The organism is Pseudomonas sp. LJDD11 (genome assembly GCF_024584215.1).
Classification (GTDB): domain Bacteria; phylum Pseudomonadota; class Gammaproteobacteria; order Pseudomonadales; family Pseudomonadaceae; genus Aquipseudomonas.
In genome coordinates this window covers 1-26,830 of sequence record NZ_JANJFL010000042.1, presented here as the reverse complement: position 1 = coordinate 26,830, position 26,830 = coordinate 1, and the positions used below count along the sequence as shown (strand labels likewise).

The 26,830-nt window shown below is 62.9% G+C and carries 17 protein-coding genes and 1 pseudogene; 2 read left to right on the top strand and 16 right to left on the bottom strand.

All coding sequences use genetic code 11. The features are described from left to right. The 11 genes and pseudogenes from NRB16_RS27855 to NRB16_RS29905 form a co-directional block, all read right to left on the bottom strand. Positions 1–8,319 (bottom strand): non-ribosomal peptide synthetase (locus NRB16_RS27855; RefSeq protein WP_257107467.1); only part of this gene is annotated, 8,319 nt, incomplete at its 3' end. A 275-nt stretch (positions 8,320–8,594) separates the two neighbouring features. Beyond that, positions 8,595–9,107 carry a ferritin-like domain-containing protein gene (locus NRB16_RS27850; protein WP_045491644.1) on the bottom strand — a complete coding sequence of 171 codons (513 nt, stop codon included), beginning with the start codon at positions 9,105–9,107 and terminating at the stop codon, positions 8,595–8,597. A 471-nt stretch (positions 9,108–9,578) separates the two neighbouring features. After that, complete coding sequence (locus NRB16_RS27845; RefSeq protein WP_052483492.1) at positions 9,579–9,836, bottom strand: DUF1652 domain-containing protein; 258 nt, start codon at positions 9,834–9,836, stop codon at positions 9,579–9,581. A gap of 172 nt (positions 9,837–10,008) precedes the next feature. Continuing rightward, positions 10,009–10,377 (bottom strand): hypothetical protein, encoded by a 369-nt coding sequence (locus tag NRB16_RS27840; RefSeq protein WP_257107466.1) that lies wholly within the window; start codon positions 10,375–10,377, stop codon positions 10,009–10,011. A 32-nt stretch (positions 10,378–10,409) separates the two neighbouring features. Then, the gene (hisN, locus tag NRB16_RS27835; protein WP_045491650.1) at positions 10,410–11,198 is read right to left on the bottom strand and encodes a histidinol-phosphatase; all 789 of its coding nucleotides are present in this window, start codon (positions 11,196–11,198) and stop codon (positions 10,410–10,412) included. A gap of 84 nt (positions 11,199–11,282) precedes the next feature. After that, entirely contained in the window at positions 11,283–11,693 is a 411-nt protein-coding gene (locus tag NRB16_RS27830; RefSeq protein ID WP_045491653.1) for a response regulator, read from the bottom strand. A gap of 228 nt (positions 11,694–11,921) precedes the next feature. Next, a complete protein-coding gene (locus NRB16_RS27825; RefSeq protein WP_257107465.1) occupies positions 11,922–14,333 on the bottom strand; it encodes a TonB-dependent siderophore receptor in 2,412 nt (803 codons plus the stop codon). 192 nt (positions 14,334–14,525) lie between these two features. Then, on the bottom strand, positions 14,526–14,996 hold the full coding sequence (locus tag NRB16_RS27820) for an arsenate reductase ArsC (protein ID WP_257107464.1): 471 nt from the start codon (positions 14,994–14,996) through the stop codon (positions 14,526–14,528). 9 nt (positions 14,997–15,005) lie between these two features. Further along, on the bottom strand, positions 15,006–16,292 hold the full coding sequence (locus NRB16_RS27815) for an arsenic transporter (RefSeq protein ID WP_045491659.1): 1,287 nt from the start codon (positions 16,290–16,292) through the stop codon (positions 15,006–15,008). A gap of 22 nt (positions 16,293–16,314) precedes the next feature. Beyond that, positions 16,315–16,665 (bottom strand): metalloregulator ArsR/SmtB family transcription factor, encoded by a 351-nt coding sequence (locus NRB16_RS27810; RefSeq protein WP_253142857.1) that lies wholly within the window; start codon positions 16,663–16,665, stop codon positions 16,315–16,317. 200 nt (positions 16,666–16,865) lie between these two features. Next, a pseudogene (locus NRB16_RS29905) lies at positions 16,866–16,959 on the bottom strand (MotA/TolQ/ExbB proton channel family protein); the annotation flags it as partial. A 300-nt stretch (positions 16,960–17,259) separates the two neighbouring features. Between NRB16_RS29905 and NRB16_RS27800 the strand changes: the two are divergent. Continuing rightward, the gene (locus NRB16_RS27800) at positions 17,260–18,201 is read left to right on the top strand and encodes a LysR family transcriptional regulator (RefSeq protein WP_257107463.1); all 942 of its coding nucleotides are present in this window, start codon (positions 17,260–17,262) and stop codon (positions 18,199–18,201) included. A 69-nt stretch (positions 18,202–18,270) separates the two neighbouring features. On the opposite strand, the gene NRB16_RS27795 is transcribed toward NRB16_RS27800, so the two are convergent. From NRB16_RS27795 to NRB16_RS27780, 4 genes are all read right to left on the bottom strand, one after another. Then, positions 18,271–18,915, bottom strand: a complete 645-nt coding sequence (locus NRB16_RS27795) for a DUF6250 domain-containing protein (RefSeq protein WP_257107462.1) — start codon at positions 18,913–18,915, stop codon at positions 18,271–18,273. A gap of 28 nt (positions 18,916–18,943) precedes the next feature. Beyond that, complete coding sequence (locus tag NRB16_RS27790) at positions 18,944–21,679, bottom strand: Tat pathway signal sequence domain protein (protein ID WP_253142854.1); 2,736 nt, start codon at positions 21,677–21,679, stop codon at positions 18,944–18,946. Continuing rightward, positions 21,679–23,904, bottom strand: coding sequence for a TonB-dependent receptor (locus tag NRB16_RS27785; protein WP_257107461.1), 2,226 nt, complete (start codon positions 23,902–23,904; stop codon positions 21,679–21,681). The genes NRB16_RS27790 and NRB16_RS27785 overlap by 1 nt, the downstream gene beginning before the upstream one ends. A 66-nt stretch (positions 23,905–23,970) precedes the next feature. Continuing rightward, entirely contained in the window at positions 23,971–24,912 is a 942-nt protein-coding gene (locus NRB16_RS27780) for an ABC transporter substrate-binding protein (protein WP_257107460.1), read from the bottom strand. A gap of 406 nt (positions 24,913–25,318) precedes the next feature. Here NRB16_RS27780 and NRB16_RS27775 point away from each other — a divergent pair, with 406 nt between their 5' ends. Further along, a complete protein-coding gene (locus tag NRB16_RS27775) occupies positions 25,319–26,536 on the top strand; it encodes an MFS transporter (RefSeq protein WP_257107459.1) in 1,218 nt (405 codons plus the stop codon). A gap of 96 nt (positions 26,537–26,632) precedes the next feature. Here NRB16_RS27775 and NRB16_RS27770 read toward each other — a convergent pair. Continuing rightward, a partial coding sequence (locus tag NRB16_RS27770; RefSeq protein WP_257107277.1) for a transposase occupies positions 26,633–26,830 on the bottom strand: 198 nt, incomplete at its 5' end.

Genomic DNA, 26,830 nt, shown 5'->3' with positions numbered 1-26,830 from the left:
CACCAGGGTGTCGAGGCCACGGCGGGCCACCACGGCCACCCGCTCATCGGGCTGCACGCCCTGCGCCAGCAGCTGGGCCGCCAGGCCGTTGGCGCGTTGCTCCAGTTGCCCGTAGCTCAGGCTCTGGCCCTGATACACGGCAGCTACGGCGTCGGGCCGTTCGGCAGCCTGCGCGGCCACGCGCTGGTCAATGGTCAGGCGCTGCGGATAATCCGCAGTCGTGGCGTTGAAACCGTCCAGCAGCTGTTGGCGCTCAGCGGCCGGCAAAATCGGCAACTGCTCCAGCGTCTGCGCCGGATCAGCCCGCAGCGCCTCGCTCAATTGCTGTACGGCCGCCTGCATATAGCCGCAGATGCGCTCGGCGCCGATGCTGCTGGCAGCCAGCACGGTCAGGGCAAAGTCTTCGCCCAGGTCATCGACACTCAAGGTCAGCGGGTAATTGCTGCGTTCCTCACCGCCCAGCAGTTGCACGCCTTCCCAGATCCCCTGGCCGTCGCGCGGCTGGTGTTCTACGGCGCTGTGGCGGTAGTTAAGCAAGGCGCTGAACAGCGGCGAGCCCTTGGCCACGCCGCTGCAACGCTGGGCCAGCGCCAGCGAGGCATGTTCGTGACCGAGCAAGGCGGTCAGGCGTTGATGGGTGGTCTTGACCCCGTCACGCAGCGCCGCACGGGTGTCGACCCGCAGCGGCAGGGTATTGATGAACACCCCCAGCGCCCGGTCGGCGCCCTCGCCGCCCTGCATGCGGCCGAGCAATACGGTGCCGAACACCACGTCACGCCGGTTGGCCAGAACCCCCAATACCCGCGCCCAGGCCAGGTGCATCAGGCTCGCGGCACTGACCCCGAGCTGACGGGCCTGCTCGCGCAGCTGGCGGCTCAAGGCCGGCGCCAACGGCAGGCGCGCCTCCTCGATGCCACGCCCGTCGCCTTGCACGTCCTGCAAGCCAAACGGCAGGGTCGGCTCGTCGATATCGCCCAACAGCTCACGGAAGAACAGCTCATGCTCCTGCTCGCTGGCGCCAAGCCGGGCCTGGGCCACGTAATTGCGGTATGGCACCGGCTGGCTCAGCGACTGGGCCTGGCCGAACATCAGCGCCTGCATTTCCTGACCGACCACCTCCATGGCGGTATGGTCCAGGATCAGGTGGTGAAACAGCAGAATCGCGACCACCCGCTGGTTGACCGGGTCATCGGCGTAAACAATGCGCAACAGCGGCGCCTGGCTCAGGTCGAGCCGGTAGTGGCGGGCGTCGAAACGCGCCTGCAACTGGTTGAGCACATCACCGTCCTGCGCCGCCAGCGGCACGTGCTGCACCGGCAGCTCGGCGTGGCGCCAGACCACTTGCTGGGCGGCGGGCAAGTCCTGCCAGAGCACCGCAGTGCGCAGAATGTCATGGCGGTCGATGACCTGCTGCAACGTCGCGGCGAAGGCCTGTAGACGTTCGACACTGTCAAACGCCAGACGCGACTGCAACAGGTACGGATCGCCGCGTTCGGCGCTGATGTGGTGGTAAAGAATGCCTTCCTGCAGCGGTGCCAGGCCGTAGATGTCCTGCACATTGGCCGCACCGCCCGGCACGCTGCTGACGATCCGGTCGATTGACGGCTGGTCCAGCACGGTCAGCGACAACTGCTCCGGGCTGATATGTTCAGCGCCGCGCGCAATCAAGTTGTCCGGCACCAGAACTTCCCGGCCACTGCCCACCGCTGCCGCCAGCGCCGCCAGGCTTGGCTGGCTGAACAGCGCACGCACGTCGCAGCTCAGGCCGATCTGGCGCATGCGCTCGATCAGCGTCACGGCCAGCAGCGAATGCCCGCCCAGCTCGAAGAAGTGATCGAAGCGCCCGACCTGCTCGACCTTGAGCAACTCGCTCCAGATCGCCGCCAGGGCAATCTCGGTATCGCCCTGAGGCGGCACGAACGCGCGGCTGACCAGCGCCTGCTGGTCCGGGGCCGGCAAGGCGCGGCGGTCGAGCTTGCCGTTGCGGGTCAGTGGCAGGCTATCGAGCTGCACATAGGCAGCCGGCACCATGTAATCGGGCAACTGGCTGTGCAGATGCTCATGCAGTTCGGCCAGCAACGGCGCAGGCGCGCCGGCCTGAACAGTGAAGTACGCCACCAGGCGTTTGTCTCCCGGCGCGTCCTCGCGCACCAGCACCGCCACGTCGCGCAATGCCGGCAGCGCCGCCAGCCGCGCTTCGATCTCACCCGGCTCGATACGGAACCCGCGAATCTTCACCTGCTGGTCGTTACGGCCCAGATACAGCAGGGTGCCATCGGCCTGCCAACTGACCAGATCGCCGGTGCGGTACAGCTTTGCCTGGGGCTGCTCGCTGAACGGGTCGGCAATGAAACGCTCGTCAGTCAGTTGCGGCTGGTTCAGGTAGCCCTTGGCTACGCCGTCGCCGCCCACGTACAGCTCGCCCACCGCACCGACCGGCAACAACTGCTGGCGCGCGTCGAGCACATAAACCCGGGTGTTACCAATCGGCCGACCAATCGGGATGCTGCCCGGCCCGGCCTGGGTGATGAGCTCAGTGGTGGTAAAGGTAGTGGCCTCGGTCGGGCCATAGCCGTTGAGCAGGTGCTGCGGCGCGCCGTCGCGCAGGACCCGGGCGATCACCGCCGGGTCGAGCACGTCACCACCGACCATCAGGTAGCGCAACCGGCTGAACGCTGGCAGCAAGTCTGCGGCGTATTGATGAAACAGCCCGGCGGTCAGCCACAGGACACTGATGGCCTGCTGCTCCAGCAACGCGGCAAAGTCCTGGCGCGACAGCACGCTGTCCTGGCCGACCACCACCACACAACCGCCGTTGAGCAGCGGCGCCCAGACTTCCAGGGTGCTGGCGTCGAACGCCGGGTTGGAGGCAAAGGCCACCCGGTCCTGCGCGTTGAATTCGGCAAAGCCGTTATTGATCACCAGCCGGCTGATGGCCCGGTGCGGCACCAGCACCCCTTTGGGCGTGCCGGTGGAACCGGAGGTGTACATGATGTAAGCCACGCCTTCGGCTGATTGCATCAGATGCGGATCGTGGGCCGGGTAATCGTGCAGCACCTGCTCGTCGAGATTCAGGCGCCGCGCCGGGTAATCCACGGGCTGGCCGCTCTCGGTCAGCAACAGCACCGCCTGGCTGTCCTGAACCATGAATGCCTGGCGTTCGGCCGGGGCGTTGACATCCAGCGGCACGTACACTGCCGCGCACTTGCTGATTGCCAGTTGCGCCACCAGCAGCGGCAACGAACGCTCCAGCAACACCGCCACGCTGTGCCCGGACTGCACGCCCAGGCCGAGCAGATGATAGGCCAGGCGGTTGGCCTGCTCATTGAGCTCGCGATAGCTCAACTGCTGCGCGCCATGCACCGCCGCCACCGCCTGCGGCTGGCGGGCAGCCTGCAGCTCGAACAGCCGGTGCACGGTTTGCTCGCGGGGATAGTCACGCCCGGTCAGGTTGAAACCGCTCACCACCCGCTCGCGCTCGGCCGCCGACAGCACCGAAACCTTGTGCACGGCACGGTGCGGGGCCTGCTCCAGAGCCAGAACCAGGTTGTCCAGCGCCGCATGCAAGGCTTCACAGACCCGCACCCCGTCCACACTGGCCAGCGCTTGCACGGTCAGGCGCAGGCCGCTGCCGAAATCATCGACGTTGACCACCAGCGGGTAGTTGCTGCGCTCCCGGGAGCTGAGTACGTCAATGCCTTGCCAACCGGCCGCGCCGCTGTCGGGCGTGGTGCTGTGGCGATAATTGAGCAAGGTGCCGAACAGCGGCTGGGCCGCCGGCACCGCGCTGCAACGCAGCGCCTGGGCCAAGGATGCCTGCTCATGACCGAGTAACTCGGCCAGGCTTTGATGGGTGCTGCGCAGCGCCTGCAATACCGGGGCGGCATTGACATCAATGCGCAGCGGTAAGGTGTTGATAAACATGCCCAGTGCCCGGTCCGCGCCCTCGCCGCCCTGCAAACGGCCCAGCAGCACGGTGCCAAACACCACCTGCTCGCGCCCGGACAGGCGCGCCAGCACCAGTGCCCAGGCTTGATGCACCAGGCTCGCGATACTGATGCCCAGGTGCCGGGCCTGCTGACGCAGGCGTGTATCCAGTGCAGCATCGACCGGCAGCTGGCTGTCGACAATGGCACTGCCGTCGCCGTGAACATCCTGCAAGCCATAGGCCAGGGTCGGTTCGTCGATGTCACCGAGCATGGCCCGGAAGAACGCTTCATGAGCCTGCTCATTGGCACCCAGTCGTGCCTGGGCCACGTAGTTGCGGTATTGCGCTGGCGGCGCCAGCGGCTGGGCAACCCCGGCAAGCGCCGTGCTGATTTCGGTAACCAGGGTTTCCAGCGCCGTGTGGTCGAGGATGATGTGATGCAGCAGCAAAATCCCGACCCAGCGCTGGTTGGCCGGGTCGCGGGTATAAGCCAGCCGCAGCAGCGGCGCCCGGCTCAGGTCCAGGCGGTAATGACGGGGGTCGAAACGCGCCTGCAACTGCGTCAGTACATCACCCTGCAAAAGCGCTTCGTCGATTCGCTCAAGGGCCAGTGGCGCACTGCGCCATACCACTTGCACAGCTTCTTCGAGCCCTTCCCAGACCACGCTGCTGCGCAGAATGTCATGACGGGCAATCACCGTGTTCAGAGCGGCGACAAAGGCTTTGATCCGCTCGATATCGGCAAACGCGAACTGCACCTGCAACACGTAAGGGTCACCGGCAGCGCTGGCAAGGTGGTGGTAAAGAACCCCCGCCTGCAACGGTGCCAGGGCGTAGATGTCTTGCACATTGGCCGCGCCGCCCGGCACGGTGGCCAGCACTTGGTCGATCTGGGCCTGGCTCAGGCTGGCCAGCGGCAGCAGGTCCGGGGTGATGTGCTGCGCATCGGCGGCAATGCGATTGGCCGGCACCGCGACCTGCGGCGCAGCGTGCTGTGAATCCCCCACCGCTGCTGCCAGCGCAGCCACATTCGGTTGGCCGAACAGCACCCGCACATCGGCGTGCAATTCGTGCTGGCGCATGCGCTCGACCAGCTTGACCGCCAATAACGAGTGACCGCCCAGCTCAAAGAAATTGTCATGCCGCCCGACCCGCTCGATCTGCAGCAGGTCCTGCCAGAGCCCGGCGATCAGTTGCTCGACCTCACCTTGCGGGGCCTCGAACTGCTGGCGGGCAAACGCTTCGCTGTCCGGGCGCGGCAGCGCCTTGCGGTCGAGCTTGCCGTTGGTGGTCAATGGCAAGGCATCCAGGCGCACAAACGCACCGGGCACCATGTAGTCGGCAAGGTTTGCCAGCAATTGCTCGCGCAGTTCAGCGACCGTCGGCGCTGCACCCTCGGCGGCGATCCAGTAAGCCACCAGACGCTGGTCGCCGGGATTGTCCTGGCGCGCGATCACCACCGCGTCACGCACGCCGGCACAGGCGGCCAGCCGCGCCTGGATTTCGCCCAGTTCGATACGGAAACCGCGAATCTTTACTTGATCGTCATTGCGACCCAGATAGTCCAGGTCGCCCTCGGCATTCCAGCGCGCCAGGTCGCCGGTCCGGTATAAGCGGGCCTGCGGGTCGCTGCTGAACGGATCGTTGATAAACCGTTCGGCACTCAGTTGTTCGCGGTTCAGGTAGCCGCGGGCCACCCCGGCACCGCCGACGTACAGCTCGCCCACCACGCCGACCGGCAGCGGCTGGCGTTGCTCGTCCAGCACATACAGTTGCAGGTCGGGAATCGCCCGACCGATCGGGCTGACCCCGATCAGTTGCGCGTCGGCCGCCTGCAACGGCCGGTAGGTAACATGCACGGTGGTCTCGGTGATGCCGTACATGTTCACCAGCCGCGTGCCGGCATTGCTCAGATTGGCGTACCAAGGCTTGAGCATGCCCGGTTCCAGCGCCTCGCCACCGAAGATCACCTCACGCAGCGAATGCTTGAACGGGCTGCCCTGCTGGGCGGCGATCAGCTGGCGGAACGCGCTGGGGGTCTGGTTCAGCACGCTGACGCCGGCCTCGCAGAGCAAGGCGTAACACGCCTGCGGCTCACGGCTGATACGTTGCGGCACGATCAGCAACTGACCGCCGTAGGCCAATGCCCCCCAGATTTCCCAGACCGAAAAGTCGAAAGCAAAAGAATGGAACAGCGCCCAGACATCCTGCTGGTTGAAGTCGAACCACTCACGGGTGGCCGAGAACAGCCGGGTGACGTTGCGGTGTTCGACCATCACCCCTTTGGGCAGGCCGGTGGAGCCAGAGGTATAGATGACGTAGGCCAGATGCTGGCGGCCCAGGCCGACGACCTGCGGATTACTGGTAGGCTGGCTGGCAAGCCCGGCGTCGCCCAGCTCAATGATCGGCAGGCCGGCTGAGGTGACTCGCTCACGGCTGTCGCCCTGGACCAGCACTGCCAGCGGCGCGCTGTCTTGCAGGGTGAAGACGATGCGTTCCTGCGGGTAAGCCGGATCGATGGGCACATAGCCAGCGCCGGCCTTGAGCACCCCCAGCAGGCCGACGATCATTTCCACGCCACGCTCGACACAGATCGCCACCCGTTGATCCGGCCCGGCGCCCAGCGCCAGCAGATGATGGGCCAACTGATTGGCGCGGCTGTTCAATTGGCCATAACTGAGCCGCTGCCCCTCGAAAATCAGCGCCGTGGCCTGCGGCCGGGCTGCGGCGTGGGCTTCGAACTGCTGATGGATCAGTGGCAGGTCGGCAAACTGCTGCGGTGCCGGGTTCAGACCGTGCAGCAAATGCTGGCGCTCTTGGGCCGGCAGAATGTCCAGGTCATGCAGCGCGCTGTCCGGCTGCTGCTCAAGGGCCTGGCTCAGGCTGTGCAGCGCGGTCTCCAGGTAATGGGTGAACCGCTCGGCGCCAATGCGGGTATCGGCCATGGCGGTGATGCGCAAGTCTTCGCCAAGGTCGTCGATGTTCACCGTCAGCGGGTAATTGGTGCGCTCTTGGGCCCCGAGAATCTGGATGCCTGGGGCGACGTCGATGATCTGCGCGCCGTCGACGGCATCGCTGTGCCGGTAGTTGAAAATCGCGCCGAACAACGGGGTTGGCACGTTCACCGCACTGCAACGCTGGGCCAGCGCCAGCGATGCCTGTTCATGGCCGAGCAAGGCGGTCAGCCGCTGATGGGTGGCCAACACCGCGTCGCGCACGCCCTGCCCGCCAACATCAACCCGCAGCGGCAGGGTGTTAATGAACATGCCCAACGCCTGCTCGGCACCGGCGCCGGCGTCCATGCGGCCAAGCAGCACGGTGCCGAACACCACCGCCTCGCGGCCGGACACCACGCCCAGCACCCGGGCCATGGCCAGGTGCATAAGGCTTGCCACACTCACCCCGGCCTGGCGAGCTTGCGCACGCAGCGTGCGGCTCAGGCCGGCGTCGAGCATCAGCCTGGATTCTTCGATGTCCTTTACATCCGCTTCCTGCAAACCGAACGGCAAGGTCGGTGCATCAATGTCGCCGAGCATGGCAGCGAAAAATTGCTCTTGGGCGCCAATGTCGTTATTGAGCCGCACTCGAGCCAAGGCATCGCGAAACGGCACGGCCGCCGGCAACTGATCGGCCTGGCCGGCGAGCACCGCCTGAATCTCGCGCCGCACCACGTCCAGCGCGGTGTGATCCATAACCATATGGTGGAACAGCAACAAGGCCACCACCCGCTGATTGGCCGGGTCCTCGGCAGACACCAGCCGCAGCAGCGGCGCCTGGCGAACATCCAGACGCAACTGCCGCGAGTCATGCCGGGTGCGCAGTTGCTGCAATACATCGCCGTCAGTGGCCAGGCTCAGCGTCTCAAAAGCCAGGGTTGCCCGGCGCCAGACCACCTGCAGCGGCTCGTCGAGCCGGTCCCAGACGATGGCGGTGCGCAGGATATCGTGGCGATCGATCACCCATTGCAGCGCCTGGGCAAAGGCTTGCAGGTGCTCGGCACTGGCAAAGGCGAACTGCGCCTGCAGCACGTAAGGGTCGCCCTGCCCGGCAGCCAGGTGGTGATAAAGCATGCCCTCCTGCAACGGCGCCAGCGGGTAGATGTCTTGCAGGTTGGCCACACCACCGGGCACCGTCGCGACAATGCGGTCGATGGCCGCCTGATCCAGCTGCACCAGCGGTAGCATGTCCGGGGTGATCCGGTAGGCCGGGCTCAGCCAGTTGCCACCGCGCAGGGCGAGCATGTCCAGCAGCCCGGCCTTATGTTCGGCCAGGCTGTCCCACAGCGCATCGTCTAGCGTTTCATCGTTGCCCAGCAACATCAGATCGGCGCCTTCACGTTGCAGACCGATCGCGTGGGTGGAAAGAACAGCCATTAATTCGCGCAAATGCATGGGAAGAACCTGCCGTGAAATCGTTGACGGAAACAGCCGGGCGGGCGTTTTCCAACTGCAAAGCCAACGCGAGCCTTCCTGGCCCGCTACCGGGGGAGAAAACTAAAGCATCCGGCAGTGGCACTCTGACAGGGGAAGCAGGGACAAACCGCAGGATTGGGTTGAACGCATCGGGCCAGAGCGGTTCGTGGCCTTTGGGGCGGCATGGGCGGCGGGTGATTGGCCGCGAAAAAAAGCCCGCCATCAAGGCGGGCAAGCTCGCACATCCGTTCGGCTTACTTTTTATTGGCCATCTTGGCGGCCTGAGCAGCACCTTGTTCAGCGATCACAGTAAGCTTCTCGTCGGCGCCCTTTTCCTCGACCAGAGTGTCCTTAAGCAGCTTTGCCGCCTCGTCGAACCCCAGTTGCCTGGCCATGGCGATCAAGGTGCCGTAGCTGGCGATCTCGTAATGCTCGACCTTCTGCGCCGCGCCGATCAGGGCGGCATCGAGTACTTCGCCCTTCTCGATTTCTTCGAGCAGGTCTTTACTCTCTTCAACCAGCCCTTCCATCGCGACGCACTTGATGCGCTTGAGCTTGAGCCCGGTGACCTCGACCAGTTGATCGATCCGTTCGATCTGGCCACGGGTTTCTTCCAGGTGCGTTTCAAAGGCCTCTGCCAGTAACGGGTTTGTGCAAGCGCGTGCCAGGCGTGGCAGCGCTTTGGTGATCTGTTTTTCTGCGCTGTAAACATCGGAAAGTTCGTGCACAAACAGATCCTGAACCGTAGTACGGGTAGCTTTAGACATGACAATTCTCCAATAAAAATACGATACAACCGATAAACACCGGCTCACCTTAGTTACAAATACTCAGCCACTGCCAATAAAACACCTGACAGCCCATCACTGTTTAGCGCGTGCATCAACACCGGGTTTAGCCGCAAAAAAAAACAAGTACACGGGCTCAGTAAAAGTGCCGTCAAAAAAGCCAGGCGAGGCAAGCATTGCAAGGTAAATACTGGCCGCAATGGACTACCTGAATTCGCTCACACGCAATGCGCTGTGCTTAGTTACGACCGAAGCTGACCGGCGAATCGTTCATCTTTCGATATTTATAATGACGGACGGCAAGACAAGCGGCGCCTTGGTCAATTGAACAGTGTCCAGTGGCAAAAGCCCACTCACCAATAACTGTCTATTTCAACTTTAATAACGGCCTGAAAGCCTGAAAAAAGTTAAGCGGACAGCCCGGTTGGTTACGGATTGAATACCCCCGGCTCAGCTTTCCTTGCGCCAGCTCTCCAGGGTTCCGTGATGCTGTTGAGTCAGCTCCTGCTTGAGCTGGAACACCAGATCCACGATGGCCCGACTGGTGGTCAGACTGGAGGCGTCAATCTCATGGGCAATGAACGATGGGTGGCCCTTGCCCGACTGGTAGACCGAAACGGTCATTTTCTGGTTGTTGTCGATGGTGCAGATGCACCTCAACGGAAGAAAGCCAGACTCGATGATCTGGCGAAGCTCTAGGGGCGACATCACGGCTGCTCTCCCGGACGGGTGGATGATCCATAAGCAGTCGAAAGGAAATGTGCAGTGTTTGTTCCATGAACTGGACAGGCGGGCGCTGATTCCAGCAAACACCGGATTGCAGGACTAATTCGCGGCTGAAGCCGCTCCTACCCGGCCCGCCCCCCCGGCGCGAACACGCTCAGGACGGAAACCGCTCGCTGCAATACGCTGCGAGCATGTCACGCAGCCAAGGGGTCATCACCTGCTTGCCCAGCGCATCGCCCAGCAAGCCCATGTCATCGGACACGCAGGCAGCGATCTCAGCATTACGAGTAATACGAAAACAGCTTTTGAACACGTACTCGCGCAACTGTCTGACCTGCTCAGCCGCCTCTGGCGAAACATGTTCATGGCAATCGACCATGGTGCAGGCCTGCACCCAACTGCTGTCGAACGAAGCGCTGTCGCGCAGGTCAAGCACGGCATCCCAATTATCGATATTGCCCAGCAGGCGCTGGAAAAAATCGTCCTGGCGCACGACAGCCGTGAGCTCGGCAAGGCTTTGCATAATCAGTGCATCGCTCCATCAGAGGGCAGGAATCAGCCCTTGCCCGCCAGCAACTCCAGCACCTGCGCGTGCAGCGCCGGATCACCGCAAGCCACCACTGGGCCGCCATGCTGCGCCGTGCCGCCGGTCCAGCTGGTCATCACGCCACCCGCGCCTTCGATGATCGGCATCAGTGCCTGCACGTCATAAGGTTTGAGGCTCGCTTCGATGATCACATCGACATACCCGCTGGCCAGCATGCAGTACGCATAGCAGTCACCGCCCCAACGCATCAGGCGGGTCTGGCTGGCGACCCGATCAAAGGCTGCACGCTGCGCTTGATCGAACATGTCTGGCGTCGTCGCCATCAGCGTCGCTTGCGACAGGCTCGCGCAACGGCGGGTCTTCAGCGGCGCGCCATTGCACCAGGCGGCGTCGCGGGTGCCGACATAACGCTCGCGGGTGAACGGCTGGTTCATGACGCCCAGCACCGGCTGCTCGCCGTCATTCAACGCAATCAGCGTGCCCCACAGCGGCAGCCCGGTAATAAAGGCACGGGTGCCGTCGATTGGGTCCAGCACCCAGGTCAGGCCGCTGCTGCCGGCCACCGCCTCTTCTTCTTCACCGAGAATGCCGTCGTGCGGGTAACGGGCCTGGATCAGCTCGCGCATCACCCGCTCTGCCGCCTTGTCGCCCTCGGTCACCGGATCGAACAACGCCCCGCCCTTGTCTTGCACCGCCAGCGGCGCGCGGAACCACGGCAAAATCGCCAGGCCCGAGGCATTGGCCAGTTGGTGGGCGAAAGTCAGGTACTCCTGGAGTTTTTCTTGCGGCAAAGACATGAGCGATTCCCGGGTTTGATGCGAATAACGGGGGCAGATTCAGACACGCCCGCCATGACAGGCGCGCATCATAGCCCGAGCGCATCAGGAATGCAGGCCCGGCGTCTTATCCGAGCGGTTCCACGGATACCCCTTGGCCATCAGCAGCATCTCTTTGGCCTGATCGAGAAAATCACTGATCAGCCACGGCTTGGGCATGAACCGCGCGTTGGCCGGTAACTCGTCATTGCGTACCGCGCGATGCCCGGATGTCACCAACACCGGAATCTGCGGCCAGCATTCAGAAATCAGCCAGGCCAGCTCGAACCCGTCGATCTTGCCCGGCATCTTGATGTCGGTGATGACCAGCCCGATGTCGGGGTGCTCCTGAAGAATCTTGAACGCTTGGTCGGCATTGGGCGCACCCAGTGCCTTGATCTCTCCAAGCTCAAGAATCTCCTGGGCCAGTTCCAATAACACCGGCTCGTCTTCCACTACTAATACGTACTGTTCCATAGACTCGGCTCCATCAGTTGTTACCCATGTGAAGCCTTGACTGGACAAACGGTTCAGAGAATTTTGCCGAACGGTCGTGACCGTGGGTTTGGGCAAAGGTGGTGGTGACGGGGGTGGATTCCGATGAGTGGATAATGGCCTGATGCCTGGTCTTTGAGATGCTCAATCATGCCTGAACAGTCCCGATGGTTCCTGTCGGCAAGAACCATCGGCCGTCACGCGCCTTGACTAGAACGCATACACCAGTGTGGCCGTGGCGCTGCGCGGGGTGCCATACCAGCCACGTGAACCAATCGCGGTGTAGTATTTCTCGTCAAACAGATTATTGAGGTTGAGCGAAACACTGGTTTGCGCGGTGAACGCGTATTGCGCCATGACGTCGACAATGCTGTAGGCATCCTGGCCGAATGTTTCGTCATTGGGGCCGGCGCCTTTGTAATACTCCGCCCCTTGCCAGCGCACCCCGCCACCCACTTTCAGTTGTGGCATCGACTGCAAGCGATAGCTGGTGAACAGCTTGAGGGTATCTCTGGGCACTTCAGTGCGCAGGCGCTGGTCATCCGAGTCCTCAATCACCGCGTAGGTGTAGCTGGCAGACACTTGCCAGTCAGGAAGGATTTCGCCAGCCATTTCCATCTCGAAACCACGGGTCTTGGTACCAGACTCGGCACGGTAGGCCTGATTGCCGTCCGGCGCCAGGTTGCTGCCGTCGGCCACCGCGAGGTTGTCCTGGCGGACCTCGAACACACTCAAGCCTGCGGTCAGACGCTTGTCCCAGAACTCGCTCTTGAGACCCAGCTCGTAATTCACGCCCTCTTCCGGATCAAGGTAGCTGCCAGTGACCGTCCTGTTGCTTTGAGGCTTGAAGATCGTGGTGTAACTGGCGTAGGCCGACCAGTTCTCGGACAGGTCATAGACCAGCCCCAGATAAGGCGTGACCACCCCGCTTTCGCCACGTGAAGTGCGGGTGACACTGCCGGTCGACAAGCGTTGGGAGAGGTCGTCACGTTGCCAGTCGATCACCCGTGCTCCGGTAATCAACGCTAGATCATCGGCCAGGCTCCAACGCACCGAAGCCACCAGCCCGGTCTGGGTTTCGTCCTGCGCCGTGCGCGAAGAGCGGGTATGGATCGCGCTCGGGGTCGCCAGCGAACCGTCCCATGTATAGATGTTGTCGATGGTCTGAAACGACCACAGCGGGTAACCGTAACTACGGTAGTAGGCTTTGTAGTGGCTGGCTCCGAGGTAGAGCTGATGCTCGCGGGACAACAACTGGAACGGGCCGGACGCCGACAGTTCGAACGAGGTCTGGCGCGGCTCCCCTGCCCAGCGGCCAGTCCAGGTACTGATGCCGCTGCCATCAGGGTTGACAGTACCGCTGGCAGCGGTGGCAAAGGCATCGTCATAGCTGCGGCGGCTATGCTCGGCGTTGAGTTTCAACTGCCAGCCATTTCCGAGCTCATGGTCCAGGCTGGTGAACAACGTCTTGCCCCGACGTTTGTGGTAGCTCCAGTCCGACGCCGAGTTGAACGAGCGCGAAGGCTTGAAATGACTGCCATCAGTGTTGTACATCGGGAAGCCGTGATTGCCGGCGCCTTCGTTGTCCATTTCCTGGTATTCAGCCCCCACGGTCAGCATCGTGCTGTCAGTCAGGTCCCACTCCACCACCCCGTAAGCCACCTGCTTTTGCAGGGACTGGCGGTCGACATGGCTCTGGCCATCGCTGGCCGAGGCAACCAGGCGCCCGCGCACATGACCGCTGTCCGATAGCTTGCCGGACAGGTCCAGCTCAGTGCGGTAGGTGTCCCAGGAACCGGCTTTGAGGGTCAGCGAACGCTGCGGCTCGAAGGTCGGCTTCTTGCGAATCAGGTTGACCGTCGCGCCGGGGTCCCCGGTGCCTGACATCAGCCCGGTGGCCCCACGCACCACTTCGACCCGGTCATAGCTGACCATGTCGGCAAGGTCGTCGCGAAATCCGAAGGTATCCGGGCGGTTGAAACCGTCAACCTGAATACTGCCGACCTCAAAGCCGCGCACATAGATATGGTTGGCGTCGCTGCCAGCCGGCCCCATGCTGTCGACGACCACACCGGGCGTCTGCTCCAGTACCTGAGTAACATCGGTCAGGTTCTGGTCGTCAATCTGCTGGCGGGTGACCACACTCACCGACTGCGGTGTCTCGCGTGCCGACAGGCGCAGCCCGGTCGCGGTATTGGCAGAACCTGTGGTGTAACTGCCAGTGCCTTCAGTGGTGGCCCCTAACTGCACGCTCGATACAGTGGTCGCGCCCAGCTCCAGCGCCCCTGGCTGTGCGGGTTGGGCCAACAGGTAACGCTTGTATGCAGCGCGCTGCATCTGCAGCCCACTGCCCTGCAGCAGGCGCGCCAACCCTTGCTCGGGCTCGTAACTGCCCTGCAACCCCTGACTGCGCAGGCCGGCGGTTTGTTCGTTGCTGAAGCTGACCGTCACCCCGCTGACGGTGGCGAACTGGTTGATGGCAGCGGCCAGCGAACCCGCCGGGATGCTGTAGGCGACCGGGCCTGCCCAGGCATTGGCCCCCACCAGCATCGCACCTGAAAGGCCCACTGCCAGGGTGGCCTGACGAACACTGATGGCGAGGGGAGAAAAACAAGCGGACATCCATTGACTCCTGTTCCGTGGACATTCGACTACCAATGCGAAACGCATTGATAACGAGAATCCTTCACATGAAAGGGGCGCAATGTTCTGTAATGTTTTGCTGGTTTGTCAACTGGCGATCAGGATTTTGCCACTTGGCAATATGCCACCACGAAGTGTCTGGTTCGGGGTTATCGCAGACTCCGGCGACCGTTACTGCTGACCTATGCGGTCCAGCTCGTGCTTGAGCTTCTCCGCTGTGAGGGCCGAATGATCCAGGCGCAAGAATGCTTCTAAACGCTTTTTGATCTGGTCGACTGTCGCGTCAAATGCGGCCTGAACCTCGCTGTCTGATCCTTGCACGGTAGAAGGATCGGCAAGGCCCCAGTGGCTTTTGACAGCGGCTCCGAAATAGACCGGGCATGGTTCGCCTGCGGCCTGGTCACACACGGTGATCACCACATCCGGTGGTGAATCCGAAAAAACCTCTGAGCCTTTGCTGTAAAGACCGGTGGTGTCGATACCCAGCGCCTGTAGCGTGCTGACGGCGCGAGGATTGAGCTGGCCGCTTGGCAAGCTGCCTGAACTGACCGCAGTCAATCCACTCGGAGCCAGGTGGTTGAACAGCCCTTGCGACAGAACACTGCGGCAACTGTTGGCCGTGCACATAAACAACACTTTCATGGCTTTCTCCTAGGGGATGCTCAGCCGCAACGCCAGTGCCGCGAGCGTTACCAGCAAGATAGGGAGGGTGAGGATGCTGCCAACTTTGAAGTAGTAGCTCCAGCTGATACGGATGTTCTTTTGCGCCAGGACATGAAGCCACAGCAGTGTGGCCAAGCTGCCGATGGGGGTGATCTTCGGACCCAGATCGCAACCGATGACGTTGGCGTAGATCATGGCCTCACGCACCAGCCCCGTAGCGTTGCTGCCCTGGATGGACAGAGCACCGATGAGCACACTCGGCATGTTGTTCATGATCGACGACAGCAGCGCAGCGGTAATGCCCGTGCCCAAGGTGGCCGCCCACAGTCCATGCCCGGCGAACGTATCAAGCAACCCGGTGAGGGCGTCAGTGAGTCCTGCATTGCGCAGGCCATAGACCACCAGGTACATGCCCAGTGAAAACACCACGATCTGCCAGGGCGCGTGCCTGATGACTTTTTTTGTCGAGATGATGTGGCCTCTTGCAGCGATAGCCAGCAGGATTACCGCACACCCTGCAGCGACGGCGCTGATGGGGATGCCTGATGGCTCCAGGGCGAACAGCCCGAGCAACAGCAGGCCAAGCACCCACCAGCCAGCAATGAAGGTCGCCCGGTCACGAATAACCGCCTCTGGTGCCTCAAGCTGACCCACGTCGTAGCGGGCGGGGATGTCCTTGCGATAGAACATCCAGAGCATCACCAGCGTCGCCGCCACCGCCACTAGATTCACCGGCCACATGACTGACGCGTACTCTGCGAAACCCACGCCAAAGAAGTCGGACGAAACGATGTTGACCAGATTGGACACCACCATGGGCAGACTGGCGGTATCGGCGATAAAGCCTGCGGCCATCACAAACGCGAGGGTCGATGCAGGACTAAAACGCAGCGCCGTCAGCATCGCTATAACGATGGGGGTGAGGATCAGTGCGGCGCCATCGTTGGCAAACAATGCCGAGACGCTTGCCCCGAGCAGGATCATCAGCGCAAACAGACGCCCGCCTCTGCCGCCCCCCCAGCGGGCGACGTGAAGCGCTGCCCATTTGAAAAAGCCTGCCTCATCAAGCAGCAGACTGATGATGATCACGGCAATGAAGGTCGCGGTGGCGTTCCAGACGATGTGCCATACAACCGGCACATCCTCCCAACTGACCACACCCGTCAGCAATGCCAGACAGGCACCCGCAGCTGCGCTCCAGCCGACGCCCAAGCCCCTTGGTTGCCAGATAACGAGCACCAGCGTAACTACAAAAATCGATGCAGCGATAAACATGGGGATGTTCCAGATCAAGAGGTCAGCAGCAGGAGGTTTGGCGTACGGGCCTGTCGTGCATCGAAGCCAGCCGTCCTTGCTGGTCTTTGACCCAGCGCTGGTGGGCGTGCGTTGTGACCTTCAGAACATCCAGCGCCCACTGTTCAAGCTCGGGGTGCAGCCGGTAGTAAACCCACTGACCCTGCCTGCGGTCTGCGAGCAAGCCACAGGCACGGAGTTGGGCCAGGTGCCTGGATACCTTCGGCTGATTGTCATCCAGCGCCCAGATCAGCTCGCACACGCACAGCTCACCCTCAGCGCAAAGCATCAGCATGATCCGCGCGCGGGTTTCATCCCCCAGGCATTTGAAGAACGTGTGTGGTGCAAGAGTCATCGGCGAGCGGCCTGCATATGCGGATAAACGAATATGCGGATGTAATCATATTTGACCCGTTTGTACAAATGCCTGGCGAAGATAATTATCGGCCACGTCCGGGATGCTCGGTCAGGCCAGCATTGAGACTGGCTACAACGCTTATAACCGGTGCGACTCGTCACTCTCCTTTGCCAACCGCGCTGCCCCGGCCCTTTCCATCACGGCCAGCCCGAGCACAGCGATCGAAAACACAATCAACAACCACACGACAGAGTTTTCAATCGATTGAAAAGGCGATTCGAGCAGTTCCATGGCGTTATTCCTGTTCCAGGGCTGGGGTATTGCGACGCGCCTTGGTTCAGGTAGCCCGCGAAGTGAGATGTACGGCGACAGCTCAAATAGAGCCTTCAGGCCACCGGACCCGGCCATGATGACCAACCTTGTATATTTCCAAAAAGAATTATTGGTTATTTTTAAATAACCTAAATTTACTCACCGCAGTAAATCCGAAATGGCATAAAAATCCAATTTTTGATTCTTTTTCAAATTTTCCCGCATCAGGCACAGTACTTCCCCACTCTTCTTGTTACCCGCCAGGAGCCGCCCTGCCCCATGCATCTGGATCTGCGTCAATTGCGTCATTTCATCGCTCTGGTCGAATACCGTAACTTCGGCCTGGCCGCGCAGGCGTCGAATATCTCGCAGTCGGCGTTCAGCCGCAGTATTCAGGGGCTGGAGCAGAGTTTCGGGGCGCGGTTGATTGATCGCACGCGCAATCTGGAGCCGACCAAGAAGGGCCTGATTGTGCTGGAGCATGCGCGGTTGATGGTGGGCAATGCCCATGATCTGCTCAATGCCGTGCGTCAGTTCAATGAGCGTGAGGCCGGTGAGTTGTCGTTTGCCTGCGGCCCGGCGCCCGCGGCGTGGTTGATGCCGCAGGCGCTGGGGTTGTTTACCCGGCGGCTGCCGAAGGTGCGGCTGCGTTTTCATGTCGATAACTGGCAGGCGCTGGGACAGCGGTTGCTGGCGGAGGAATGCGAGTTTTTCGTCGCCGATGCGCGTAATTTTGAGCATGACCCGGATTACCGGGTGGAGCTGCTCAGTTCGCATCGCTGGGGCTTTTGCTGCCGCAGCGATCATCCGCTGGCGGCGTTCGAGCAGGTAACGGTGGAGCAGTTGTTCAGTTATCCGCTGGCAGGTTCGGTGCGCCCGCCCAACCTGCGCAAGGCGCTGGTGGAATTGAGCGGGCGGCCGGATTTTCAGACCAGTATCGAGTGCGACAACGGCTATAGCCTGATCAGTGTGATTCAGCATTCCGATGCCATTGGCACCACCAATGTCAGCAAGAGCAATCCGTACCTGCGCCAGGGCTTGAAGATTCTCGATGTGCAGGGGCTGGATCCGCAGTTGCCGGAGTTTTATACCCACTACGGGATCGTCAGCCGGGCCGGTTACAAGCTGTCGTTTCTGGCCCAGACCTTGATCGAGTGTTTCCATGAGGCCGATCAGGCGATGCAGGCGCTGGAGGCACAGGATCTGTGCCTGGAGCATTGAGCGGATGGTGCGCAGTGTCAGTGCCGGCCTCTTCGCGAGCAGAGCTCGCTCCCACAGGGTTTGTGGTGATTACAGCGCTGTCACCCTGAAGCGGCTGATGGTCTGGCGTGACCAGACCGAGCGAAAGCCGAAGTAGCCGTCTGTGGATCGCCCGTCCAGCGCTTGCTGGAACATCAGCCGGTCATCGACCCAATAGGCGGTCTGGTCGGCGCTGACTTCAACCCGAATGCGGTAAATGCGTCCGGCTTCGAGCAGGTAGTCGGGTTGCAGGTGTTCGCCCAGCAAGTGACGCTCGCCGCTGCCGTCGTACCAGCGAAAGCGCGTGGTGCTGTTGCCGTTGCCGCCCATGCCCACGTACCAGCTGGCCATGTTGTCGTAGGCTTCCAGCACGCCGTTGCGTCGCGCCAGGCGCAAGTGCCCGTCTGGCAGGTCCGGTTCGTGGGCGCCCCAGAACAGGTTCATGTCACTGAGGCGGTCGTTGGCCTGGCCGGCCACCAGCACCTGGCGCAGAAATTCGATGCGGTAGGCACCGCGCAGCGGCCGGTCGAGCCAGACGGTCATGCCGGCGCGGGTGTCCATGATCAGCCGTTGTTGCTCGACGTATACCGCCGAGCCGGCCGGGTCCTGGGTTTCGATGCGCCAGCGCTGGGGGTCCAGTGCGCTGAAGTCATCCTGCTCGATGGCCGGGGCCGGTTGAGCGATCTGGGAAAGCATGGTTACGCCCTCTGAACGGGTAGATGGGTCAGGCATCGTGGTTAAAGGCCAGCAGGGCCATGGCGGTAAGACCCCATTGCGCCACGGCATTGGTCGACAGGTTGGCCGCTGCGGAGGTGCCAGCCTGTTCGTCGATCCGCGACACCGGGTCCGGTTCATCGAGCGGGTACAGGTAGGCCGGCACCTCGACGCGGTTCAGGCGTTCGTTGGGTCTGGGGATGCCGCCTGAGCCGGCGAAAAACTCCTTCCAGGCCCGCTCACGCAGGCCGCTATCGTTGAGCCGCCAGCCAGCGAACGCGGTCAGCCGGGCATGCCCTTGGGCCAGGTTGAGGTTGGCCAATGGCTGGCCGAGCGCCTTTTGCTTGTCAGCCGGTGCCGCGTTGTAGAGCCGGCAGTAGTCGAGCCAGGCTTTTTCGAAGCCGGCCGAGGGCAGCAGTTGCAGTAGTTCGCTGCAGATTTCTGCCAGGCCGAACACGGCTGACAGGTGCGAGACGCTGAGCTTGCCAGTGGTGTTGGGCTCGAAGCGGCCACTGTCGAGGTGCATGCTCGCCACGCCGGTAAAAAACCCGTGGGGCTGGGCGGCGATCGATTCCATGCTGGTGAGCAGGCGTTTGCCGATGGCCGGGTCGCCGCTGCGCTCCCACTCGGTGAGCCAGGCGGCGGCGATGGCGCCCCAGTCGGTGCCAAAGCTGATGCTGGCGTAGCCTTCGCGCGGCTCCGCCTGCTGACCAATCTTGCGCCCGGGCACCACTTCGCGCAGGGTGCGCAGCGCCTCGTTCTGCTCACGCAGCAGGTCACCGACCCGCTCGTCAGCGGTCAGGTAATAAAGAAAACGCCGGTTGGCGGCGGTGGAAATGCGCAGTTGCTTGGCGCTGTCGCCCCAATGCTGGACGTTGTGCCGCGAGCCCAGTGGTGCGAAGCGGCCCAGGTGGTGCACATCGACTTCACCGGTGTGGCGGGTCATGGCTTCGGCCATGCGGAACACGTCGTGGCGGCCGCTGCGCAAAAAGTAGTACCACAACCACAGGTCGGTGCTCAGTTCCGAGTTGTCCCAGGCGTAGCCGCCGACGTCGTAGCGCCACACGTGGCGATGCTCGTCGTAGGTGTGCATGACATCGCCGTAGTCCCAGAAGCCGTACCATTTGCGCTGTTCGACTTCGTTTTTGTAGAAGTCGAAGTACCAGCCCAGTTGCGACTCAAGCTGTTGCTCGCGTGCCCCGCCCTTGCCCGCCGGCGCCCAGCCGGGGCCGAACACCTGTGCGGCGTGCAAGTGCTGCGGGCTGGCCAGCAGTAACGGCGGCTCCTGAATACGCCGGGCGATCTGCTGCAGTTGGCGGTTGCTGGGGGTGGCAGCGACCAGTTGCAGTTCCAGCTCACTGGTGCGCGCCACGCCCAGTGGCGTGTTAAAGCCCGGTTCGTAGTCTTCGTAAGTGATTTCCAGTGCTTCACGCTGTTTGACGAAGCTGTCCTGGCCCAGGCCGTCGTGGTACGGGCGCAGGTCCATGGCGCTGGCCTGAGGCGCCCACAGCCAGAGGGTGATCTGCGCCTGGTCGGTGTGCGCGTCATTGATGTCCAGTTGTGCCGGGTAGCTCTGCCAGAAGTTGCGCAGGCCGAACACCACCCCGCCGCTCGGCGAGCCGAGGTAACCGACCCCTGCAGCACGCTGGCCACTGGCGCTGTGCAGCCAGCTGTGACCGCTGGCGGTGCGTTTGCTGATCTGGAAGCCGTCCGGGTGCGCCTGTACCAGCCGGTAGCTGCCGAACGCCGGAATGTAGTGCAGACGGTTGCCGACCTCCGGGGCGAACTGCTCCACCGGGCCGGTGCTGCGCCCTTCGACCTGGGCGCGCAAGATCGCCTCGCCGGCGTCGCGGCGCAGGCCGGTGAGGCCCCGCACCGCTTCGCTGAACACCCCGCCGTTGGCACCGACAAAGCGCACGTGGCGGTCATGCAGCGGCGCTTGCTGAGGGCTGTCGAAACGCAGCCCCACGCCCTTGATGAAGTCCTGTTGCGCATCGCCGTCGAACACCTGGGTGTGCAGGATGCGCAGGCTGTCACTGTTGGCGTAGGCATACAGGCGCACCACGAACGGCAGCAGGCTGCCCTCGCCGCCCTGTAGTTGATGGGTGCCGTGCAGCGCGACGACGGTGCGCAGCGGGCCGTTCTGCTCCAGCAGCACGCGCTGCACCCGGCTGCGGTAGTGACGCAGCGCGCCGCCGGGCTGGTCCGGGTCGCCCTGCACTTGCAGCAGCAGATGGCCGTTGCGCAGCAGGGTCTGGCCATGGCGTTGCACGCTGTCGAGCAGCACGTCGCCCTGGCGCGGGATGACGCAACGTAACAGGCCGGTGTCGATCACGATGCTGCCCGGCTGCTCATCGGCCAGTGGTTTACCGGACGGAGCAGCACGGGCCGGGCGCAGCTCGAACTGCTCAGCCAGTGGTACGCCGGGTGCCAGGGCATGGGCGGTCCATTTCAGGCTGCCATCCGGCCAGTAAGCCAGCGGCCAGCTCTGTACAGCGGTCGAGCCACTGCCGTGAGCGTGCAAGGCGAACTGGCTACCGGCCGGCACTTGCCCACGCGCCCACGGCGTGCCCCAGGTCACCCCGGCAAAGGCGTCCGGGCGCTGGCCGCCCAGCCAGGCCAATGGCGCCGACGCGGGCGCCAGCGCCGGGTTGGCAGCCTGCGCCTGAGCAAGCAACGGTGCGGCGCCGGCCAGTATCGCGCTGGCCTGGATGAAGCGGCGGCGGTCAATCAGCGGGCCGCGCATCAGAAGTCATAACCTACGGTCACACCCAGGGTGCGCGGCTCGCCGACCACACCAAAGGCCGAGCCATAGTCACCGGCGCTCATGCTGCGGTAGTAGCGCTTGTCGGTGAGGTTGTTGGCCCACAGTGAGGCACTCCAGGTGCCGTCGGCGTACTTGCCAGACAACCCGGTAGACAGGTTGAGCAGGCCGTAGCCGGGAATCCGGGTGAACGCCGAGTTGTCCACCGAGCCGTAAGCCCAACTGCGGTACGACCAGCGCGCCTGGGCGAACGCCTGCAGGGCGGCGAAGGTTTGCCACTCGTAGCGGCTGGTCAGGTTGTAGGTGACTTTGGGCGAGCGGAATACCCGTTCGCCGTTCATGTTGCACGAGGACGGCGCATTGGGCGCCAGGGTGATTTCCGCCGGGCAACGGCCGTCCGCGAAGTCCAGGTACTTGTTGTCCAGCAGCGTGCCATTGAAGTTGAGGCTCAGGCCGTCCAGCGGCTTAAGGGTGATGTTGGTCTCCAGCCCGCGCGAGCGCATGGTGCCGGCGTTGATCAGGTAGCTGCTCTGACTTTCCAGGTCATAGGCGGTGGTCTGGAACTGCTCGACCTGCGACCAGAACAACGCCGCATCGATGCTCAGGCGCTGGTCCAGCCACTGGCTCTTGAACCCCAACTCCGCGCCGCGAGTGCTTTCCGGTTCCAGCAGCAGGCTGTCGAAACCGGCTCTGGCCGCCGCGCCCGACGACACGTTCATGCCGGGGGATTTCTCGGCGTAGGCCAGCGTGGCGTAACCCTGCAGGGTCGGGGTGAAGTAGTAGGTGGCGTTGAGCATCGCTGCGGGCAGCACTTCGTACTGATTCAACTCGCCAGAGTCGAAGTCGTTCTTGTTGACCCGGCGGAACGAGCCGGATTTTTTCTCATAGGTGGCGCGTAACCCGGCGGTCACATCCAGTTTGGGGCTCAGGTGCCAGGTGCCCTGGCCAAATACCGAGAACATCGTGTCGTCGATCTGGCCCCAGCGCTGCACCAGCTTGCCGGTATTGCTGGTGTTGCCGTAGTACTGGGTGACCTGAGCGCTGCTGCCATAGTAGTCGTGGGCGTAGGTGTCGAGGTTTTCGCCCCAGTACACCGCGCCCAGGGCGTAGTCGAAGAACTCGCCCTTGGGTGAGTCCAGACGAATCTCCTGCGACCACACCCGGTCGCGCACATCGGCACCGCTGCCGGCATACAGCTTGATGTCGGTGCCGTCGGTGTTGTTCGGCTGGTAGCCGAAATAGCGGTAAGCGGTGGTCGAGCGCAGGTTGTAGCCGCCATCGAGCTTCCAGTTGGCCTCGACCGACAACCCGCCCTGATTGACGTAGGCGCGGTTCTCGTCGTCGGTATTGACCCGATAGCCGCCGCCCACCACCCGTGCGCCGACCAGGTTGGTGCGGGTGATGTAAGGCACGCTGCCGTTGATGCTGTGCGCCGCATCGAGCACCTGCACCGGGTAGCTGGTGGCCTTGTTGTAGTCGGCGATCACCCGCAGGCTGAAATCATCGCTTGGCACCCACAGCAACTGGCCGCGCGCGCCGTCTTGGTTGCTGCCGCCCAACTGGTGGCCGCTGTACTCGTTCTTGATGTAGCCGCCCTTCTCGGTGTGCGACACGTTGATGCGCCCGGCCAGGGTTTCGCTCAGGGGACCTGAGAACATCCCCTGGGTCTGGGTGTAACCACGCTGGCCGAGGGACTGACGAATCGAACCCTCGAGGCTAAAGGTCGGTTTGCGGGTATGAATGTCCACCGCGCCGCCGGTGGTATTGAAGCCGCGCAGGGTGCCTTGCGGGCCGCTCATCACCTCGGCGCTTTCGATGTCCAGCAGATCATTGGAGAGCATGCCGGGGCGGCTCAGGTACACGTTATCGAGAAACAGCCCGACACTGCTGGGCATGCCGATGTTGATCTCGCTGCCGCCGCCATCGCCGACGCCGCGAATGGTCATGCGCGTGTCGAAGGCGTCGACAGTCGCCACGTCCAGGCCGGAGGCCACCTGTTGCAGGTCTTCAAGGCGATAGACGCCCTGCTGCTCCAGGGTCTTGCCGCTGAGTTTGCGCACCGAAGCCGGCGGTTGCTGAGCGTCGGCCTGGCGCTCGCCCTCCACCTGTACGGTCGACAGCGTGACCGGCTCGGCCAGGGTCAAGGCCGGGGCCAGCACCAGCGCGCTAAGCCAGGGAAGGTGTTTGTACTGCGGTAGAAGGTTCATGGCGGTTTCCAGAGGACGAGTTCAGGCCAGCCGGCCGCTCGGGGCGCCGGCACAGGAATGACGAAACTATTGGGCGGAGCTGTTCAAAAAGCGTGGCTCAAGCCACTGCTGCAGATCGATATCGCGACGAATCAGGCGCGCTTCTTTGGCACTGTCGATGGCCTGGCGCAGTTGCGCGACGAAGGCCGGGTCCAGCTCCGGCGACAACAACTGCGAAAGCGGCGGCGCGCCCTCCAGGTCACTGCGCAACAGGTCGATGGGGTAACCGGCCTGTTCGCTGAGCAGTTGCAGGTAAGCTTCGCGATGGTCCGGGGTACTGGCCCAGGTGGCGGCCTCACGCTGCACCTGGACGATGCTCTGCACCCAGTCGGGGTGTTTTTCCAGCAAACGCCCGGAGACCAGCACCAGCCCGGCCAGCTCACCGGCGCCACCGAGGCTGCGGGTCGACACCGGTATCTCGGCCAGGCCGCGCCGTTTGAGGGCCAACACGTTGGCGCCGCCCCAGGTGGCGTCGATCTGCCTGGCCGCCAGGGCCGCGCTGGCGGCGGCGAAGTCCAGGTTCACCACTTTAAGGTCCTGCTCGGTCAGCCCGGCGGTGTGCATTGCGCCAATCAACGACAGTTGGGCGGCGGTGCCGCGAAATACTGCGACGCGCTTGCCCTTCAAGTCCGCCAGCGAATGAATGTCCGAACCCGGCGCCACTGCCAGGTGATGCGCGATGCCGCGCGCCGCAACCGCCACCACACGGGTGTCCAGCCCGCCGGACTTGCCGACGATGCTGCCCAGGTCACCGAGGTACGCCATGTCGATCTGGCCGTTGGCGAACGACTCGTTGATCAGTGGTGCGGCGCCCTTGATGAAGTGCCATTTGATCTGCACGCCCTTGGGCGCCAGAGCCTTTTCCAGGCGTTGTTGAGCATGGATCACATCCACCAGCGCGCCGCCGGCCGGCTTGCCGCCGGCACCGATATCGGACACCGCAACATTGAGCTGCAGGGCTTCAGCCATGGCGGCTGGACTGCTCAGGCCAAGGCTGAACATGAGGTCAGGGCTATGCGGAAAACAACAGACATCTTCGGCTCCGGATTCAATCGCCAGCACACAGGCTGGCTGCACGGCGCCTTTTAATCACGGCGCAATGCCTGCCGCTAAATACCTAAAGCGCCCTTGCTTATGCCCTGATGGCATAAACGGCTTAATCCGTGGTGCGCAGCGGTTATGTGCAAAGCGCAAAAAAATCTTGATGAAAACGCATTGGCCGTCCGTACAAGAAGCAGGTTTACTGCGTAGCCCTCGTGCCCAATGGACGCCGCGTACACGCCAGGCAGTTGCTGCTGTGTTGAACCCCGTCGCGGGCGAACGGTGCTGCTCACATTTAGGCTCGTCGCCTTTTTCATCTGATGATCAATCGCCCATGACCGCACTGCCTGCCTTGACCCAGCCCGCCAACCGCGTCTCCCCGCTGCTGATCACCATCGCCATGGCTCATGCCATCAACGACCTGTTCCAGGCCGTGCTGCCATCGCTGTATCCAGTGCTGCAGAGTCAGTACGGCCTGAGTTACGCGCAACTTGGGCTGCTGACGCTGATGTTTCATCTCATCGGCTCGTTTTGCCAGCCGCTGGTGGGCTGGCACACCGACCGCCGCCCCTGCGCCTGGCTGCTGCCCTGCGCCATGTTGTGCATGGGCGCGGGCATGGTGCTGCTGGCCTACGCCGAGGGCTTTACCGGCTTCATGCTGGCGGCGGCCCTGGTCGGCCTGGGCTCATCGATCTTCCACCCCGAAGGCTCCCGCGCTGCACGGGCCGTTTGCGCTGGCCGGCCGGGACTTGCGCAGTCGGTGTTCCAGTTGGGCGGCAACCTTGGCTCGGCGGCCGCGCCACTGTTGCTGGCCACAGTCCTGCTGATGCCGATTGCTCAGTTAGGCTGGTGGATGGCCGCCCTGGCGGTGGCCGGCTGGTTGCTGTTGCGCAGCGTGGTGCGCAGCAATATCAATGCCCGCCTGATGCCGGTAAGCCCACCCTCGCCACTGGGGTTGCTGCCAGCCAGACGCAAGGTTCAAGCGCTGAGTTTGCTGGTGGTGTTGGTGCTGTCCAAATATGTTTACCTGGCCTGCATCGCCAACTTCTATACCTTCTTTCTCATCGAGCGCTTCGCCATGGACATTCGCCAGGCGCAGCTGTACCTGTTCGCCTTTCTGGCCGCCATCACCCTCGGCAGCCTGCTCGGCGGGCCGCTGGTGGATCGTCTGGGCCGGCGCCGGGTGATTGTGCTGTCGATACTCGGCGCCTGCCCCTTCGCCTTGGGCCTGCCCTTGGCCACGCCAGGGCTGGTACTTGGCCTGTCGCTGCTGATCGGCGTGATCATTGCCTCGGCCTTCGCCGCCATTTTGCTGATGGCCCAGGACCTGCTGCCCGGCCGCATCGGCCTGGTAGCGGGCGCGTTCTTCGGCCTGACCTTCGGCATCAGCGGCATCGGTGCAGCGGGGCTGGGGGTGATGGCTGACCGCTGGGGCGTAATTGCCATCTTCGGTTACGCCAGTTGCCTGCCACTGCTCGGCCTGCTGGCTCTGGCACTGCCCAGAGACGACGATAAAAAACCGCTTCGGATATTCCGGGATGGAATCAGCTAGACCGCTAAAGCCTTTCACCCTGCCATCAAGGTTGGTTATAAAAAATGCTGTTAATACCCTTGGCAATCATCGGGAGCCTTTGACATCCTCCCCGCCCTAAAGGGCGGGGATTCCCACAATTGGACGCTCATGCCCGAGCGCGAGAATGTTCTTTGCGGCGTTGACGTCGCGGTCGTGGGTGGCACCGCACCCACAACAAGTCCATTCCCTTATTCCAAGCCCTGCGATACCTCTCGGCCTCGAGTCCGGCAATTGCTTGCAGCTCGAACAGGTTTGGGTGGTGTTTCTCTCGCT